This is a genomic window from Streptomyces sp. NPDC101181 (assembly GCF_044767975.1).
GTDB lineage: Bacteria > Actinomycetota > Actinomycetes > Streptomycetales > Streptomycetaceae > Streptomyces.
This window is the reverse complement of record NZ_JBIWOX010000001.1, coordinates 762983-780011: the sequence shown is the minus strand read 5'-3', so window position 1 is coordinate 780011 and position 17029 is coordinate 762983. Positions and strand designations below refer to the sequence as shown.

The window sequence follows — 17029 nt, the reverse complement described above, 5'->3', positions numbered from 1 at the left end:
GCCGACCTTGGCACCGGTTTTGCGCTTTCCGTATGTTCGGGGGAATCGAGGAGCTATGTCGTATGTAGAGGTGCCGGGTGCGAAGGTCCCCATCCGGATGTGGGCCGACCCCGCGTCGGTCGAGGACGTCGCGATGCAGCAGCTGCGCAACGTGGCCACGCTGCCGTGGATCAAGGGTCTCGCGGTCATGCCGGACGTCCACTTCGGCAAGGGTGCGACGGTCGGTTCGGTGATCGCGATGCACGGCGCGGTGTGCCCGGCCGCGGTCGGGGTGGACATCGGCTGCGGGATGTCCGCGGTGAAGACGTCCCTGACGGCGAACGATCTCCCCGGCGACCTGTCACGGCTCCGCTCCAAGATCGAGCAGGCCATTCCGGTGGGCCGGGGGATGCACGGCGACGCGGTGGACCCGGGACGGCTGCACGGGTTCCCGACGGCGGGGTGGGACGACTTCTGGGGGCGGTTCGGGGGGATCGCGGAGGCGGTCAGGTTCCGGCAGGAGCGCGCCACGAAGCAGATGGGAACGCTGGGCTCGGGAAATCATTTTATCGAGTTTTGCCTGGACAGTGCAGGTCATGTCTGGTTGATGCTGCACTCCGGCTCCCGGAACATCGGTAAGGAACTGGCCGACTTCCATATCGGTCAGGCGCAGAAGCTGCCGCACAACCAGGGGCTGGTGGACCGGGATCTGGCGGTCTTCATCGCGGACACCCCGCAGATGGCGGCGTACCGCAATGACCTCTTCTGGGCGCAGGAGTACGCGAAATTCAACCGCGCCATCATGATGGGCCTCTTCCAGGAGGTGGTCCGCAAGGAGTTCAAGAAAGCCCGGGTGACCTTCGAGCCGGTCATCTCGTGCCACCACAACTACGTGGCGGAGGAGCGGTACGACGGTATGGACCTCCTGGTCACCCGGAAGGGCGCGATCCGGGCGGGCTCCGGGGACTACGGGATCATCCCGGGATCCATGGGCACGGGTTCGTACATCGTGAAGGGGCTGGGGAACGAGAAGTCGTTCCACTCGGCTTCGCACGGAGCGGGCCGCCGCATGAGCCGGAACTCGGCGAAGAGGCGCTTCTCCACCCGGGACCTGGAGGAGCAGACCCGGGGCGTGGAGTGCCGGAAGGACTCCGGCGTCCTGGACGAGATCCCGGCCGCGTACAAGCCGATCGAACAGGTCATGGAGCAGCAGCGGGACCTCGTGGAGGTCGTCGCCAAGCTCAAGCAGGTCATCTGCGTCAAGGGCTGACGCCTCGCGCCCAGCCCCCACGCTCTGCTCCCCGCGCTCTGCCCCTACGCCCCCGCCCCGTACGTCCCGTACTCCGGGCGGCCCGTCACCGTGAAGATCTGCACCGACAGGCCGCCCGGGGTCGTGCGGGTGCTGAGCGGTCGCAGGGCCGTCGGGGCGGCGCCCTCGGGGAAGAGGCGGCGGCCCTCGCCGACCACCACCGGGGCGATGGCCAGGCGCAGTTCGTCGACCAGGCCCGCGGCCAGCAGGGACCGGGCCAGGTCGGCGCTGCCGTGGATCTGGAGGTCCCGGCCGGGGCGGCGCTTCAACTCGGCCACCTGGGCGGGGACATCGCCCGAGAGGATCGTGGTGGGGTCCCAGGACGCCTCGGTCAGCGTGTTGGACGCCACGTACTTCGGCAGGCCGTTGAGGACGGGCGCGAAGGGGTGGTCGGTCATCGTCGGCCAGTCCCGGGCGAAGTTCTCGTAGGTGCGGCGGCCGAACAGGAGCGCGTCCGCCTCGCCGAGCCATTCCCCGGCCAGCCGCTCGAACTCCTCGTCCAGGTGCGGGACGAACCAGCCGCCCCGGGTGAAGCCGCCGCTGGTGTCCTCGTCCGGAGCTCCCGGCCCCTGGGAGACACCGTCGAGCGTCAGGAACTCCTGCACCACCAGCTTCATCGCGCGGCACTCCTCTGTGCGGGGTGTGGGGCCGTCCGACGGTACGGGGCCGTCGCGGCAGTCCTTCCTAGCACGCGCGGCCGGACCCGTGTCCCCTACGCCGCGCCCGCCAGGTCCGCCTCCGTCAGCGAGGCGACCAGGACCGTGCGCGGGCCCGGTTCGATGCCGGGTACCGACGGCACGGCGAGCAGGCGGCACCCCGCGGCCAGGGCGGCGGCCGCGCCCGTCGGCGTGTCCTCCACGGCCAGGCAGTCGCGCGGGTCGACACCGAGTGCGGCCGCCGCGGTCAGGTACGGGTCGGGGTGCGGCTTGCCGCGCGGGGCCTCGCCCGAGGCGACGGAGGTGTCGAAGCGGTGCCGGCCCAGGGTGTCGAGCACCAGATCCGCCACGTGCCGCTCCGACGCCGTCACCAGGGCCGTGGGCACGCCGAGTGCCCGCGCCCGGTCCAACAGCCGCAGGGCCCCCGGCTGTACGGTCACCCCCGCCGCCACCTGTGCCGTGAACGCCCGGTCCAGCCGGGCGGTCGCCTCCGCCGCGGACAGGGCGGTCAGGCCGTCGCGTACGAGGCGGTCGGCGGCGTCAGCGAGCGCCGCACCCGCGAACGGGGCGAGGGTGTCCGCGTCCGCCGGGGAGCCCTGCGCGCGCAGGAACCCGGCGACGGTGTCCAGCCACGCGTGTTCGGTGTCGACGAGGGTGCCGTCCATGTCGCAGAGCAGGGCCGCCGGGCGGGGGAGTCGGGGGCGCTGCCGGTGCTGATGCCGGGGGAGCGGAGGCATGATGCGGGGCTCACTGTTCCTGGGGGCCGGGGCCGGGGCCGGGGGCGGGTGCTGGGGGGTTGCGGGGCGCGGGTCGCCGGCCGCCGTGTGCCGGTGGTGGGGGCTCGTCGGAGCCCTTCGGGGCCTCACTCCGGTGCCGTACGCACCAGCGGGTTCACCTGGACCGAGTTGCGGACGGTGAACACCACCGATTCCGGCTTGTAGCGGTCGTCCGACGTCTCGACCGGGCGGCCTTCCGGGGTGGTCGTGGTGCGGCGCACCCGCAGCAGCGGGGCGCCGCGTCGTACGGCCAGTTCCCGGGCGTCCGTGGTGCCCGCGGCGATCGCGTCCAGGTGGTGTTCGCCGTGGCTCATGACCACGCCCGCCTCGTCGTACAGGCTCTGGGTGACCGACTCGCAGTCGTCCGGGAGGCGTTCGACGGCTGCCGCGACCCAGCCCGCGTAGACCGTGCGCTCCAGGAGTGCCGGTTCGCCGTCCAGGGTGCGGACGCGCAGGACGTGGAGGACCGGTTCGCCGGGGGCGAGGTGGAGCCGGGCGGCCTCCGCCTCGGTGGCCTTCGCGTGGCGGGAGCCCCGGACCAGGCCACCGGGGGTGCGGCCGCCCGCCCTGGCCCACTGGGCGAAGCTGCGCAGTTCGGTGAAGCTCTGGCTGGGGGTGGTGGACAGGACGGTGCGGCGGGCGCCCTGCCGGGAGCCGATCAGCCCCTCCGCCTGGAGCGTGCCGAAGGCCTGCCGGAGGGTGCCGCGCGACACGCCGTGGGCCAGGGCGAGTTCGGACTCGGACGGCAGCTCGGAGCCCACGGGGTAGGTGCCGTCGGCGATGGCGAGGCGCAGTTCCTCGGCGATCTGCTGGTGCCGTCGGGTCACTTCTCTCCCCGGGGTGTCATGAGGCTTCGAGGCGGTGCGGTAGGCGGGTACGCCGGTGGGCGCGGGTTACGCCGGTACGCGTGGGGTCCGGGGCGATCATGCCATTCGCGCGAGTCGTTCCGCACCCTCGCCGCTGCGCGCAATCGGCGTTCCGATCGACGGGAAGTCCTGGTGCCCCCCCCAGTTCGGCGGAACGTCATTCTATGCACTGATGACGCTCCTGAGCTGAGCCTTTTTCGGATCGAAGTCTTCACCTGCCGGTCATCCACCTGCCAGCTTCGGCGGGCTTACTGGCGATGACTTGTCCGAACAGGTGACTCGCTGAAGACCGGCGGCCGAAGGTCGAGGACCGAAGACCGGAGCCCGGGGACTGTGCGGGGCGGGTGACGAGTCACCGGCTCCGGGCCGTCGTCTCACAGCGTCCGGTGGACCTTCGTGTTGGAGGCCTGGGCGCGCGGGCGGACGACCAGCAGGTCGATGTTGACGTGGCTCGGGCGGGTCACGGCCCAGCCGATCGTGTCCGCGACGTCCTCGGCGGTCAGCGGCTCGTCGACGCCCGCGTAGACCTTGGCCGCCTTCTCGGTGTCGCCCCGGAAGCGGGTGGTGGCGAACTCCTCGGTCCGGACCATGCCGGGGGCCACCTCGATGACGCGGACCGGGGTGCCGACGATCTCCAGGCGCAGGGTCTCGGCGAGGACGTGCTCGCCGTGCTTGGCCGCGACGTACCCACCGCCGCCCTCGTAGGAGGAGAGCGCCGCGGTGGAGGAGAGGATCACGACCGTGCCGTCGCCGCTCGCGGTGAGGGCGGGCAGCAGGGCCTGGGTGACGTTGAGCGTGCCGATGACGTTCGTCTCGTACATCTGACGCCAGTCGGCGGGGTCGCCGGTCGCCACCGGGTCGGCCCCGAGCGCCCCGCCCGCGTTGTTGACGAGGACGGCGAGCGAGCGGAAGGCGGTGGCGAACTCGTCCACCGCCGCCCGGTCGGTGACGTCCAGGGCGTACGCCGTCGCCTGGTGGCCCGCCGCGCCGATCTCGGCGGCAAGCGCCTCGATGCGGTCCTTGCGGCGGGCGGTGAGGACGACGCGGAATCCGGCGGCGGCCAGCGTACGGGCGGTCGCGGCGCCGATGCCGCTGCTCGCGCCGGTGACGACGGCGATGGGGGTGGCGGCCATGGCGATCTCCTCGGACAGCTGATCGGTTACGGGAAAAGGATAGGCAGGCGCCACCGGGCGCACGCGGGTGTGGTCGGGCGGGACGGCCGGGACCGGGCGCGGGTGACACGGTCCGGCGTGGGGTCGCGCGGCTACGGCTGTGTCGGTGCGGCCGTGTGGGTGGGCTGGAGCGCGCCCCATCAGTGTGTTCATCGGATTAATCGGGCGGATCGGTATGTTCCCGGCATGCTGATGCGCAAGAGACGGCCACTGGCCCTGCTCCGGAGGGGCCCGCTGGCTCCGCTGTCCGCCGTCGTGACCGCCACCGCCGCGCTCCTGGCCGGGTCGGCCGCCGTCGCGGCGCCCGGACCGGCCGTCGCGGCGCCCGGACCGGCCGTCACCGCGCCGGTCGCGGACATCGCCCACCACGGGCACGCCACCCTCTGGGCCGACCGGATCGAACTGCGGCTGCGGACCGAGAACCGGGGGCCCGCCGACGTACCGGCCTCGACAGTACGGCTCCGCCTCTCCGCGCCGCTGGCCCTGCGCCAGCAACTGCCCCCGGGCTGTGTGTGGGGCGGCAGGGCCGCCGTGCTGTGCGAGACGGGGGAGCTGCGCTCCCGGGGCCCGGCCCGGCAGACCTCGCTGGACCTGCGGCTGGCGGGGCGGCCGGACGAGGTCGTCCTCCGGGTGGACACGGTGTGGAACGGCGGGACGCGCGAGGCGGACCCCCGCAACGACGAGCACGCGGTGCTGACGCCGTCGACCGGGGACGCGTACGCGTTCTGAGCGGCGGCGGCCGTCGCCGTGACGGCGGCCATCACCGCGGCGTCGGCGGGACTGGCGGTGGCGTCGGCCGTCGGGGCAGGTCGTCGGGGTGACGGGTGCCCGGACCGCCGACGACGGGCCCGCACGGACCGCCACCAGCGCCTGCGACGGGCCATCATGGACGGGTGATCGTCGAACGCGCCTACGCCCATGTGTACGACCCCGACCCGGACGCCTGGCCCTGGTCCGTGCCCTGCGTGCGGCAGTTCCTCGCCGAGGGGCTGCGGTTCCGGGCCCCGGTGACCTTTCTCGTCGGTGAGAACGGGTCGGGCAAGTCGACGCTGGTCGAGGCGCTGGCGGAGGGGTTCGGGCTGGACTCGTACGGCGGTTCGGCGGACTGGAAGTACGCCACGTCGCGGGGCAAGTCCGTGCTCGGGGAGCGCATCCGCTTCGACGCCGCGCCCCGGGGGCGGCGGATGGTCGGCAGCCGGGCCGCGCGCAAGGGGTTCTTCCTGCGCGCGGAGACCGCCCTGGACGCGTTGGAGCGGGAGAGCCTGGACCCGGACTCCCGCAGTCACGGGGAGGGGTTCCTCGCCGCGTTCCGGGAGAAGTTCACGCTGCCGGGGCTGTACGTCCTGGACGAGCCCGAGGCCGCGCTGTCCTTCGCCTCCTGCCTCGAACTGCTGGGCCACATGGACCAGTTGGTCGAAGCGGGCGGCCAGGTGGTGTGCGCCACCCACTCGCCGCTGCTCACCGCGCTGCCGGGCGCGGACATCGTGCAGGTGGGGGAGGACGGCATGGAGCGGGTGCGGTGGGCGGATCTGGAGCTGGTCGACCACTGGCGGCGCTATCTCGCCGACCCGCAGGCGTATCTGCGGCACGTCCTCGGCTGAGAGCTGGGAGAGCCGGAGGGACCGGAGGGCAGGGAGAGCCCGGAAGGCTGGGAGGGCCGGGAGAGCCCTGAAGGCCTGGGGCGCTGGGGGCGCTGCGGACGTCGTCCCGTCTGGTGCACTGCTCCGGGCCCCCGGGGGCCCGTACCGCGTCGGCCGCCGACGTCACGCGGGCGGCGGCCCGGCGGGGCTCGGGGCGGGCGGGGCTTCGTAGAGGGGCCTGAGCGCGGCGTAGGCGCTGTCGACGATCTCCTCCGCCACGAGCAGCATCTCCCGCTCCGCGAGCCGGGCCGCCCGGTGGGTGTACGGGGAGGGCGGCGCCGGATGCCCGCGCCGCCACCAGGAGTCGCAGGCCGCGTAGATCCCGCCGCCGAAGACGAGGACGGGGATGGACAGGGCCAGCAGTACGTCGCCCACGGCGGACCTCCACGACGGTCGGATGTCCTGTGCATCGGCGCACCGGGCGGGTCGGCTGAAGACCCGTCGTCGGCCAATTCCCCTCGGAGAATGGCGAGATCCGACCGAAAACATGCACGTGGCGCGCCCGTCCGAACCCTTCGACCGGCTGTACGGGCAGCTCTCGGCCGGTCCGGCGGCCCGGACGGCCGGTTCAGGCCCCACCGGGGAGATGGCCGGTTCAGGTCCGGCGGCGGGGCAGGCCCCGGTCCTCCTGGTTCAGCTGTCCCGTGTTCAGCGGCCCGGTCGTTGAGAAGACTCCGGCTCGGGGCAGGTCAGGGCCACACCAGGCAGTACGCCTGGTGTCCCGCGTCGTGCAGGCGGTGGGAGAAGTCCTGCCACTGGTGGAGCAGTTGGTAGACGTTGAACGCGTCGCGCGGGCCGCCGCGGTCGGGGACCGTGGACCAGATGAAGGCCGCCGCGCCGACGGACTCCTCGCCGACGCCGCGCAGCGGGTCGACCACGGTCATCGGGAGCTTGACCACGGCGTAGTCGGGGTGGAGGACGACCAGTTCGAGCGGGGGGACCTTGTGCAGGGGTATGCCCTGGATGCCGGTGAGGACCATGGCGGCCACCGTCTCCGGCTTGATCTTGGTGAACATGCCGCCCATGCCCAGTTCGTCGCCGCCCAGCTCCTCCGGGCGCATCGAGATCGGCACCCGCGCCGCGGTCGCGCCGTCCGGGGCGCCGAAATACTTGTAGGTCACCCCCATTCCGCCACCGCTCCTGCTCGCGGGAGCCGGAGTCGCCTCCGCCTCCCTCCCGTGTACGCGCTCGGTCCTGCGCCGGTGCCGCCCTCGTCGGGCAGGCTCGGGCCCCAGGTCGTCGGTCCCTTCGCCCACTCCGCCACCGCGATGCATATCTCCACCCGACTACTTCTGAGGAGGCGCGGTCCCCGCCGCGCAACCCGATCATCGTGTCAGTGACCTCCCCCTCCGGCGTGCGGTGAAACACCTGTCCGCAAGACCGCCGGCGCCTCTGACACCATGGCACGTGTGAGCTTTCCCTGTGTCGGCCCAGTTTCGCAGACGCGAGGGACCGACGCTCTTTCGTGATACGAGCGGAGGGCGCCCCCTGCTCACCGGTGGCCGGGATTCACCTGTGACGTTCCGGCCCGGCCTCCCGACATCCGCATCGCAGATCAGGACCAAAGTGGCGTATTCATACGAAGCCCCAGTTTCGCAGTCGCTGTTCGACCGGGCGTCCGTCGTGACGCCCGGCGGCGTGAACTCTCCCGTGCGTGCCTTCCGGGCCGTGGGCGGTACGCCCCGGTTCATGGTGTCCGGCACCGGCCCGTACCTCACCGACGCCGACGGCCGTGAGTACGTCGACCTCGTCTGCTCGTGGGGGCCGATGATTCTCGGCCACTCCCACCCGGAGGTCATCGCCGCCGTCCAGGAGGCGGTCGCCCGGGGCACCTCGTTCGGTACGCCGGGGGAGGGCGAGGTCGCGCTCGCCGAGGAGATCGTGGCGCGGATCGAGCCCGTCGAGCAGGTCCGCCTGGTCTCCTCGGGGACCGAGGCGACGATGTCGGCGATCCGGCTGGCCCGCGGCTTCACCGGCCGGGCCAAGGTGGTGAAGTTCGCCGGGTGCTACCACGGCCACGTGGACGCCCTGCTCGCCGCCGCCGGGTCGGGCCTGGCCACCTTCGGGCTGCCCGACACCCCCGGGGTCACCGGCGCCACGGCCGGGGACACGGTCGTGCTGCCGTACAACGACCTGGACGCGGTGCGGGCCGCCTTCGCCGCTCACCCGGGCGAGATCGCCTGTGTGATCACCGAGGCCTCGCCCGGCAACATGGGCGTCGTCCCGCCCGCCGACGGCTTCAACGCCGGGCTCAAGGAGCTGTGCGCGGCCGAGGGCGCGCTGTACGTCTCCGACGAGGTCATGACGGGGTTCCGTACGTCGAAGGCGGGCTGGTTCGGCGTCGACGGTGTCCGCCCCGACCTGATGACCTTCGGCAAGGTCATGGGCGGCGGCTTCCCCGCCGCGGCCTTCGGCGGCCGCGCCGACGTGATGGCCCACCTCGCCCCGGCCGGGCCGGTCTACCAGGCGGGCACCCTCTCGGGGAACCCGGTCGCCACCGCCGCCGGTCTCGCCCAGCTGCGGCTGCTCGACGACGCGGCGTACGCGAAGCTCGACGCGGTCTCCGCCGAGCTGCGCGCCCTGGTGGGCGACGCCCTCACCAAGGAGGGCGTGGCGCACACCGTATCGGCCGCGAGCAACATGTTCTCCGTCTTCTTCACCGACCGCCCGGTGCGGAACTACGACGACGCCAAGCAGCAGGACGCCTTCCGTTTCACCGCGTTCTTCCACGCGATGCTGGAGCAGGGCGTCTATCTGCCGCCCTCCGCCTTCGAGTCCTGGTTCGTCTCGACCGCCCACGACGAGCGGGCGGTCGAGCGCGTCGCCGCCGCCCTGCCCGCCGCCGCCCGCGCCGCATCGGAGGCCACCGCATGAGCCAGAACGTGAACGGCGCGGACGCCGGCCGCGACGAGCAGCTGACCGTGGTGCACCTGGTGCGGCACGGCGAGGTGGAGAACCCCGACGGCGTCCTCTACGGCCGCCGTCCCGGCTACCACCTCTCCGACCTCGGCCGGACGATGGCCGACCGGGTCGCCGAGCACCTGGAGAAGCGCGACATCACCCACGTCGTCGCCTCCCCGCTGGAGCGCGCCCAGGAGACCGCCGCCCCCGTCGCCAAGGCGCACGGCCTGGACCTGGCCACCGACGGCCGGCTCATCGAGGCCGCGAACATCTTCGAGGGCAGGACCTTCGGCGTCGGCGACGGCGCCCTGCGCAAGCCGGACAACTGGAAGCACCTCACCAACCCGTTCAAGCCGTCCTGGGGTGAGCCGTACGTCGAGCAGGTCGTCCGCATGATGAGCGCGCTGGACGCCGCGAAGGACGCGGCCCGCGGTCACGAGGCGGTCTGTGTCAGTCACCAGCTGCCGATCTGGATCGTCCGCTCCTTCGTGGAGCGTCGCCGCCTGTGGCACGACCCGCGCAAGCGGCAGTGCACCCTGGCCTCGCTGACCACCTTCACCTACCGGGGCGACACGATCGTCTCGGTCGGCTACTCCGAGCCGGCCCGGGACCTGGTGCCCCCGCATCTGCTGGCCGGCGCGAAGCCGGCGAGGGGCAGGGCCGCCCAGGGGCAGTCGAAGGCGTTCGGGGCGTAACCGCGGGCGTAATGGAGGCGCCGCCCCAGCGCTCGAAGACGGTACGTAACTCCCCGGCGCGATGAGACGGGACGTACGTACGGACGTACGGGATGCGGGGGCGTACGGGACCGGCTGCCGCGCACCGCGGCGGGCGGTCCCGTACGTCTTCGGCGCGCGGTGCCCCGGTCCGCGTAGGAGACGCACCTCACGGGGAAGCCGATCCGGCGGCCCGCTTCGGGAACGGCGCGGGGGTCCGCGCGCGTCCTTCCGCAGACCGGGGGACGACGGTACGGAACGAGGTGCGCGCCCGCCGCCCGGGTGCGCCGGAGGCGACGGCCCGTCACCAGGTAAAAGGTAGAGAAAGTCCCCGCATCAGCGGAACCGTTGTGTCGCTCGTCCCCTCTCACCCCTCAGCAGTTTGTATGACCTTGAGGTAAAACGACCGCAGATGGGGACGGTATGCGCGACATCAACAGGAGGGGGCTGCTCGGGGCCGGGCTCGGTGCTGCGGCCGCGATCGGGCTCGTCGGCTGTGGGGCCCTGGGCTCTTCCGAAGGCGAGGGCTCCGGTCACGACGGCGGCAAGGGGGACACCGGTGCCGGTGGTGACGGCAGCGGGGACAAGGGCAGCGGAAACGGTTCTCCGAAGAAGAAGGTCCGGCCGATCGGTGACGGCTCCACCGCTGACACCGGCAAGCAGCCGCGCCAGCCCGACGCGCCCGTCCCCCTCGAACCCGGCCAGGAACCCCCGCAGTTCGTGATCTTCTCCTGGGACGGGGCGGGCGAGGTCGGCAACGGGCTCTTCCCGCGCTTTCTCGACCTGGCCAAGGAACACGACGCGGCCATGACCTTCTTCCTCTCCGGGCTCTATCTGCTGCCCGAGTCGAAGAAATCCCTCTACCGCCCGCCGAACAATCCCCGCGGCGCATCCGATATCGGCTATCTCACCGACGCCCACGTCAAGGACACCCTGAAGTACGTACGTCAGGCCTGGCTCGACGGCCACGAGATCGGCACCCACTTCAACGGGCATTTCTGCGGCGGTTCCGGTTCGGTGGAGCGCTGGACGCCCGAGCAGTGGCGCAGCGAGATCGACCAGGCTGTGTCGTTCGTCACGGAATGGAAGACGAACACCGGCTGGGAGAACGAGGACCCGCTGCCGTTCGACTACCGCAAGGAACTGGTCGGTGGCCGCACCCCGTGCCTCCTCGGCCAGGACAACCTGCTGCCGACCGCGGGCAAACTGGGCTGGCGCTACGACGCCAGTTCGCCCGGCGGACGCCAGATGTGGCCGGTGAAGCGCGACGGCGTCTGGGACCTGCCGCTCCAGGCGGTGCCGTTCCCCGGGCACTCCTTCGAGGTGCTCTCGATGGACTACAACATCCTCGCCAACCAGTCGCAGAATTCGACGAAGGGGATGCCCTCGCGTTATCCCGGCTGGCGCAAGCAGGCCACCGAGGCATATCTCGCCGGTTTCCAGCGCGCCTACGAGTCGAATCGCGCGCCGTTCTTCATCGGCAACCACTTCGAGGAGTGGAACGGCGGTATCTACATGGACGCCGTCGAAGAAGTGATCAGGAAAGTCGCGGGCAAGAAGGACGTGCGCCTCGTCTCGTTCCGGCAGTTCGTCGACTGGCTCGACGTCCAGGACCCCGCCGTTCTCACCAAGCTCCGCTCGCTGGAGGTCGGACAGGCGCCCGCCGGTGGCTGGAACTCCTTCTTTAAACAGGCTTGACAAGGGGCTTTACGGGCAGCAAGGGGGGTGAGGGAGATCGCCGGAACTGCCATGCGAAACTTTTCACATGAGCTCTGGCCGCGCACTCCGACGCCGCTCCACCCTCCTCGCCGCCACCGCCCTGGCCGGTGCCCTGACGCTGACCGCGTGCGGCGACGGCAACAAGGCCGGGGGCGGCGGCAACACCAACTTCGTCACCGGCAGCGGGGGCATCTCCACCGTCGCGAAGAGCGAGCGGGCCACGGCCCCGAAGCTGGAGGGCAACGGCCTGGACGGCAAGCCGCTCGACCTGGCCCGCTTCAAGGGCAAGGTCGTCGTGCTCAACGTCTGGGGCTCCTGGTGCGGCCCCTGCCGCCTGGAGGCGAAGTACTTCGCGAAGGTCTCCGAGGAGACGAAGGACCAGGGCGTCCAGTTCTTGGGGATTAACACCCGCGACGCCCAGCGGGACGCCGCGGTGAACTTCGAGAAGGACTTCGGGATCACCTACCCGAGCTTCTTCGACCCGATCGGCAAGCTCATCCTCCGCTTCCCCAAGGGCACCCTGAACCCGCAGGCGATCCCCTCCACCGTGATCATCGACCGGGACGGGAGGATCGCGGCCCGTACGCTCCAGGCGCTCGACGCGGACCAGCTGCGCGAGATGGTCGATCCGATCATCGCGGAGAAGTGATCAGGTGACCACGCTCGCCGCGGCCAACGAGACCGTCCTGAGCGGGACCCTGCTGCTGTCCCTGCCCATCGCCCTGCTCGCCGGTCTCATCTCCTTCTTCTCGCCCTGCGTCCTGCCCCTCGTCCCCGGCTACCTGAGCTACGTCACCGGGGTCACCGGCACCGACCTGGCCGAGGCCCGCCGCGGCCGGGTCGTGACGGGCGCCGCGCTGTTCGTCCTCGGCTTCACCGTCGTCTTCGTCTCGGGCGGAGCGCTCTTCGGCTACTTCGGCCGTGAGCTCCAGATGCACGCCGAGCTGATCAACAAGATCCTCGGCGTCCTCATGATCCTCATGGGCGTCTTCTTCATGGGGTTCCTGCCGGGCGTCACACAGCGCGAGTTCCGCATCCACAAGCGGCCGGTGAGCGGCCTGGCCGGGGCGCCGCTGCTCGGCGCGCTCTTCGGGATCGGCTGGACGCCGTGCATGGGCCCGACGTTCGCCGCCGTGAGCACCCTCGCCTTCAACGAGGGCACCGCCGGACGCGGCGCGGTCCTCACCGTGGCGTACTGTCTCGGACTCGGCGTCCCGTTCGTCCTGGCCGCCGTCGCCTTCCGCAGGGCGCTCGGCGCGTTCGGCTGGGTCAAGCGGCACTACGCCTGGGTGATGCGGATCGGCGGCGGCATGATGATCGTGACCGGAATCCTGCTGCTGACCGGAGTGTGGGCCACGCTCATGCAGCAGATGCAGAGCTGGTCCAGCGGCTTCGTTGTGGGGATCTGAGTTCATGAGCAACGCGAACAGCACCGACGAGCGCGAGCGGGAGTCCGTCCACGGCGCGGCCGGTGAACGGCTCTCCACCGCCCCCCGCGAGGAGCGGCCCGAGAGCGACACCGGGGCCGGGGGCCTCCCCGCGATGGGGGTGACCGGCTGGGTCCGCTGGTTCTGGCGGCAGCTCACCTCGATGCGGGTCGCGCTGATCCTGCTCTTCCTGCTCTCCCTCGGCGCGATCCCGGGGTCGCTGATCCCGCAGACCAGCGTCGACGAGGTGAAGGTGCAGGCCTTCAAGGACCAGCACACCACCCTCACCCCCCTCTACGAGAAGCTCCAGCTCTTCGACGTCTACAGCTCGGTGTGGTTCTCCGCGATCTACATCCTGCTGTTCGTCTCGCTCATCGGCTGCATCGTGCCGCGCACCGGCCAGTTCGTCGGCCAGCTCCGCAGCCGCCCGCCCGGCGCGCCGAAGCGGCTGACCCGGCTGCCCGCCCACACCACCTGGCGCACCGAGGCGGAGCCCGATGAGGTCCGCGAGGCGGCCCTGCTGACGCTGCGCGGACGGAGGTTCCGGACGCACACGGTGGGCGACGCGGTCGCCGCCGAGAAGGGCTACCTCCGCGAGGCGGGCAACCTGGTCTTCCACCTCGCCCTGATCGTGATGCTGGTCGCCTTCGCCGCCGGACAGCTCTTCAAGTCCGAGGGCGGCAAGCTGGTCGTCGAGGGCGACGGGTTCTCCAACACGCTCACCCAGTACGACGACTTCAAGTCCGGTTCGCTCTACGACTCCGACTCGCTGGCCCCGTTCAGCTTCGTCCTGGACGACTTCGCCGGTACGTACGAGAAGAGCGGCCCGCAGCGCGGCACCCCGCGGACCTTCGAGGCCCGGGTGACGTACACCGAGGGCGCCGACGGCCCCGACCGCACGGGCGTCATCAAGGTCAACGAACCGCTCGTCGTGGACGGCACCAAGGTCTATCTGATCGCCCACGGCTACGCGCCCGTCGTCACCGTCCGGGACCCGAAGGGCAAGGTCGTCTCGCGCAGCGCCGTACCGCTGCTGCCGATCGACAACAACGTCACCTCGACCGGCGCGATCAAGGTGATGGACGGCTACCGCGACAAGGCCGGGAAGAAGACCCAGCTGGGCTTCAAGGCGTTCTTCGTACCGACCTTCGCCGGGCACGGCAAGGGCCAGATGTTCTCGCAGTTCCCCGGTCCGGAGTTCCCGGTCCTGGCGCTCAGCGCCTACCACGGCTCCCTCGGCGTCGACTCCGGTCTCGCGCAGAACGTCTACCAGCTCGACACGTCCAAGATGAAGGAATTCAAGGACGAGAACGGCGAGCTGCTGAAGAAGATGCTCATGCCCGGCGAGAAGCTGGACCTGTCGGACGGCGCCGGGTCGATCACCTTCGAGGGCGTCGAGGAGTGGGCCAGCTTCCAGATCTCGCAGCAGCCGGGCAACGGCTGGGCGCTCGGCGGAGCCATCGCCGCCATCGCCGGACTCGCCGGATCGCTGTTCATCCAGCGCCGCCGGGTGTGGGTGCGGGCGGTCCGCGGCGCGGACGGCGTCACGGTCGTCGAGATGGCGGGCCTGGGCCGCAGCGAGTCCGCCCGGCTCCCCGAGGAGCTGGGCGACCTGGCCGCCGCGCTCACCGCGACGGCGCCCGTCGCACCGGACAGTCCGGAGAGCCCCCAGAAACCGGACAGCCCGCAGACCTCGGAGAAACCGGAAAGTCCGGGGAGCCCCCAGAAACCGAAAAGCCCACGGAGCCCGGACGCGGCCGAAGCGCCGGACAGCCCGGACGCGGCCGATGAGCCGCCGGAACCGGAACCGGCTCCGGCTCCGGCTCCGGAGCAACGCCGGAAGCCGGACGGGGCGAGCCGACCCGACGCGCCCGGGGAGACCGGCGCACCTGAGAAGAAGGGCGACGGGGCCATGGCGCCCGACGCCCCCCACGAGGCCGGGAGCCGGCCCGTAGACCCTGCCGAAGCACCTGCCGAAGGGGCTGAGAAGTGAATCTCGCCGCCGCGACCAACGAGAGCCTGGCGAACACCAGCAACGTGCTGATCTATTCGTCGATGGCCGTCTACACCCTCGCCTTCTTCGCGCACATCGCGGAGTGGGTCCTCGGCAGCCGCAGCAAGGTCGGCCGCACCGCCGCCTCGCTGTCCGCCGCCCGGACCGGCGCACCGGCCGCCGCCGCCCCGGCGAGCGCGCAGACGGGCGGCACGGCCGTGCTGGAGCGGCCCAAGGTCGTCACCCGGGCCGCCGTCGGCTCGCGGGACGTGCCCGACGGGCCGGGGGCCGCGGGCGGCACGTTCGAGGGGGACCTGTGGGGCCGGATCGCGGTCTCGCTGACCGTGGTGGCGTTCCTCGTCGAGGCGGGCGGCGTCCTCACCCGCGCCCTGTCCGTGCAGCGGGCCCCCTGGGCCAACATGTACGAGTTCTCGATCACCTTCACCACGGTGGCCGTCGGCTCCTACCTGGTGCTGCTCGCGCTGAAGAAGAACGTCCGCTGGATCGGCCTGCCTCTGGTCACCACGGTCCTGCTGGACCTCGGGCTCGCCACCACGGTCCTCTACACCGAGAGTGACCAGCTGGTGCCCGCGCTGCACTCGTACTGGCTGTGGATCCACGTCTCGACCGCGATCCTCTGCGGCGCCGTCTTCTACCTCGGCGCCGTCGGCACCGTGCTCTACCTGTTCCGCGACAGCTACGAGAACAAGCTCGCCTCCGGCGGCACCCCGGGGAAGTTCGCCTCCTCGGTGCTGGAGCGGCTGCCGTCGGCGTCCTCGCTGGACAAGTTCGCCTACCGGGTCAACGCGGCCGTCTTCCCGCTGTGGACGTTCACGATCATCGCGGGTGCGATCTGGGCGGGCGACGCCTGGGGCCGCTACTGGGGCTGGGACCCCAAGGAGGTCTGGTCCTTCATCACCTGGGTCGCCTACGCCGCCTACCTGCACGCCCGCGCCACCGCCGGGTGGAAGGGCCGCAAGGCCGCCTATCTGGCGCTCCTCGCCTTCGCCTGCTGGCTGTTCAACTACTACGGCGTGAACATGTTCGTCTCCGGCCTGCACTCCTACGCGGGCGTCTGAGCCGCCTCGTCGCCTCGGCGGAGCCCGGCACCCGGCGCCCATCGCCCCGGAGGCGCCCGGCGCCCGGCGCCCGTGACAGCGGAAAGGCCCCTGGGAGGACTCTTGGTCCTCCCAGGGGCCTTTCCACGTCTCCCCGTCCCCCGCCGTGTCTCCCGGTCCGCCTCCCGCGTCCGCTCCTCCGCCGTGCCGGAGCGTCAGGAGCCGGAGGGCGGGGCCGTGTCGTCGGGGCCGGTGCTGCGCTCGCGGCGGATGCGGTCCTCCCCGGGCTCGCCCGTCGCCTCCGGCCGGGGCTCCCGCGGACCCTGCGGACCGGCGGCGTCCGGGCCCTCGGGGGCGGGGGCGTCGTCGGCGTCCTTCTTCGTGCCCTCGCCCTTGAGCGACTTCAGGAAGTCCGGGTTGTCGTCCGGGGCCACCCACTGCGTCCGCCTGCCGCGCTGCCACGAGGCGGGGCCGCCCGCTCCCGCGCGCTGCCTGACCTTGCCCGCCACGAGCCAGCCGATCGAACCGACCACCCAGAACAGCAGGATGATGAAGACCCAGGCGATCTTCGGCAGGTGCTTCGTCTCCTCCTCGGGGGTGTTCAGGCAGTCGATGAAGGCGTAGATCATCAGAGCCATCGGCACGAGGATCATCAGGGCTCTCATGGTGCGTCCCCCAGAAGGTGGCGGCGGGGCGAGATGCGTCCCCGGTGTCGCGGCCAGGGTACCGGCTCACCGGTCCCGTTCCCGGCCGCCGGATCCGGGGCCCGGCGGCGGGGAGCCCGAGCGGGGCCGTGCGGGAGGGGATGACAAACTGGACC

Annotated in this window: 17 protein-coding genes; 10 read left to right on the top strand and 7 right to left on the bottom strand. The window is 71.7% G+C overall.

From position 1 onward, the window contains the following. Nucleotides 1-55: 55 nt before the first annotated feature. A complete protein-coding gene (locus tag ACIRRU_RS03360) occupies nt 56-1249 on the top strand; it encodes an RtcB family protein (protein WP_403675491.1) in 1194 nt (397 codons plus the stop codon). A gap of 44 nt (nt 1250-1293) precedes the next feature. On the opposite strand, the gene ACIRRU_RS03355 is transcribed toward ACIRRU_RS03360, so the two are convergent. The 4 genes from ACIRRU_RS03355 to ACIRRU_RS03340 form a co-directional block, all read right to left on the bottom strand. Next, nucleotides 1294-1905: a dihydrofolate reductase family protein gene (locus ACIRRU_RS03355; protein ID WP_403675488.1), complete on the bottom strand. Its 612-nt coding sequence runs from the start codon at nt 1903-1905 to the stop codon at nt 1294-1296. A 95-nt stretch (nt 1906-2000) separates the two neighbouring features. Continuing rightward, nucleotides 2001-2681, bottom strand: a complete 681-nt coding sequence (locus ACIRRU_RS03350) for an HAD family hydrolase (protein WP_403675486.1) — start codon at nt 2679-2681, stop codon at nt 2001-2003. A 125-nt stretch (nt 2682-2806) separates the two neighbouring features. Next, nucleotides 2807-3547: a GntR family transcriptional regulator gene (locus ACIRRU_RS03345; protein ID WP_403675483.1), complete on the bottom strand. Its 741-nt coding sequence runs from the start codon at nt 3545-3547 to the stop codon at nt 2807-2809. 413 nt (nt 3548-3960) lie between these two features. Continuing rightward, complete coding sequence (locus ACIRRU_RS03340; protein WP_403675480.1) at nt 3961-4719, bottom strand: SDR family NAD(P)-dependent oxidoreductase; 759 nt, start codon at nt 4717-4719, stop codon at nt 3961-3963. Nucleotides 4720-4944: 225 nt separating this feature from the next. Here ACIRRU_RS03340 and ACIRRU_RS03335 point away from each other — a divergent pair, with 225 nt between their 5' ends. Then, nucleotides 4945-5487, top strand: a complete 543-nt coding sequence (locus ACIRRU_RS03335; RefSeq protein ID WP_403675479.1) for a hypothetical protein — start codon at nt 4945-4947, stop codon at nt 5485-5487. Between the two features lie 164 nt (nt 5488-5651). Continuing rightward, a complete protein-coding gene (locus ACIRRU_RS03330) occupies nt 5652-6359 on the top strand; it encodes an AAA family ATPase (protein WP_403675477.1) in 708 nt (235 codons plus the stop codon). A gap of 162 nt (nt 6360-6521) precedes the next feature. Here ACIRRU_RS03330 and ACIRRU_RS03325 read toward each other — a convergent pair whose 3' ends face one another. Together ACIRRU_RS03325 and ACIRRU_RS03320 are read right to left on the bottom strand one after the other, a co-directional pair. Next, complete coding sequence (locus ACIRRU_RS03325; RefSeq protein ID WP_403675476.1) at nt 6522-6773, bottom strand: hypothetical protein; 252 nt, start codon at nt 6771-6773, stop codon at nt 6522-6524. 314 nt (nt 6774-7087) lie between these two features. Continuing rightward, a complete protein-coding gene (locus ACIRRU_RS03320; RefSeq protein ID WP_363201092.1) occupies nt 7088-7672 on the bottom strand; it encodes a hypothetical protein in 585 nt (194 codons plus the stop codon). 328 nt (nt 7673-8000) lie between these two features. Here ACIRRU_RS03320 and hemL point away from each other — a divergent pair, with 328 nt between their 5' ends. From hemL to ccsB, 7 genes are all read left to right on the top strand, one after another. Further along, nucleotides 8001-9272: a glutamate-1-semialdehyde 2,1-aminomutase gene (gene hemL / locus ACIRRU_RS03315; protein ID WP_363201327.1), complete on the top strand. Its 1272-nt coding sequence runs from the start codon at nt 8001-8003 to the stop codon at nt 9270-9272. Beyond that, a complete protein-coding gene (locus ACIRRU_RS03310; protein WP_403675473.1) occupies nt 9269-9994 on the top strand; it encodes a histidine phosphatase family protein in 726 nt (241 codons plus the stop codon). Before hemL ends, ACIRRU_RS03310 begins: the two co-directional genes overlap by 4 nt. Before the next feature lie 441 nt (nt 9995-10435). Further along, complete coding sequence (locus ACIRRU_RS03305; protein WP_403675470.1) at nt 10436-11710, top strand: hypothetical protein; 1275 nt, start codon at nt 10436-10438, stop codon at nt 11708-11710. A gap of 67 nt (nt 11711-11777) precedes the next feature. Then, nucleotides 11778-12380: a TlpA family protein disulfide reductase gene (locus tag ACIRRU_RS03300; RefSeq protein ID WP_403675467.1), complete on the top strand. Its 603-nt coding sequence runs from the start codon at nt 11778-11780 to the stop codon at nt 12378-12380. A 4-nt stretch (nt 12381-12384) separates the two neighbouring features. After that, complete coding sequence (locus ACIRRU_RS03295; RefSeq protein ID WP_403675464.1) at nt 12385-13140, top strand: cytochrome c biogenesis CcdA family protein; 756 nt, start codon at nt 12385-12387, stop codon at nt 13138-13140. Between the two features lie 4 nt (nt 13141-13144). After that, on the top strand, nt 13145-15151 hold the full coding sequence (locus ACIRRU_RS03290) for a cytochrome c biogenesis protein ResB (protein WP_403675462.1): 2007 nt from the start codon (nt 13145-13147) through the stop codon (nt 15149-15151). Then, on the top strand, nt 15148-16230 hold the full coding sequence (ccsB, locus tag ACIRRU_RS03285) for a c-type cytochrome biogenesis protein CcsB (protein ID WP_403675459.1): 1083 nt from the start codon (nt 15148-15150) through the stop codon (nt 16228-16230). The genes ACIRRU_RS03290 and ccsB overlap by 4 nt, the downstream gene beginning before the upstream one ends. A 194-nt stretch (nt 16231-16424) precedes the next feature. On the opposite strand, the gene ACIRRU_RS03280 is transcribed toward ccsB, so the two are convergent. Next, complete coding sequence (locus tag ACIRRU_RS03280) at nt 16425-16874, bottom strand: PLD nuclease N-terminal domain-containing protein (protein WP_403675457.1); 450 nt, start codon at nt 16872-16874, stop codon at nt 16425-16427. Nucleotides 16875-17029 lie beyond the last annotated feature (155 nt).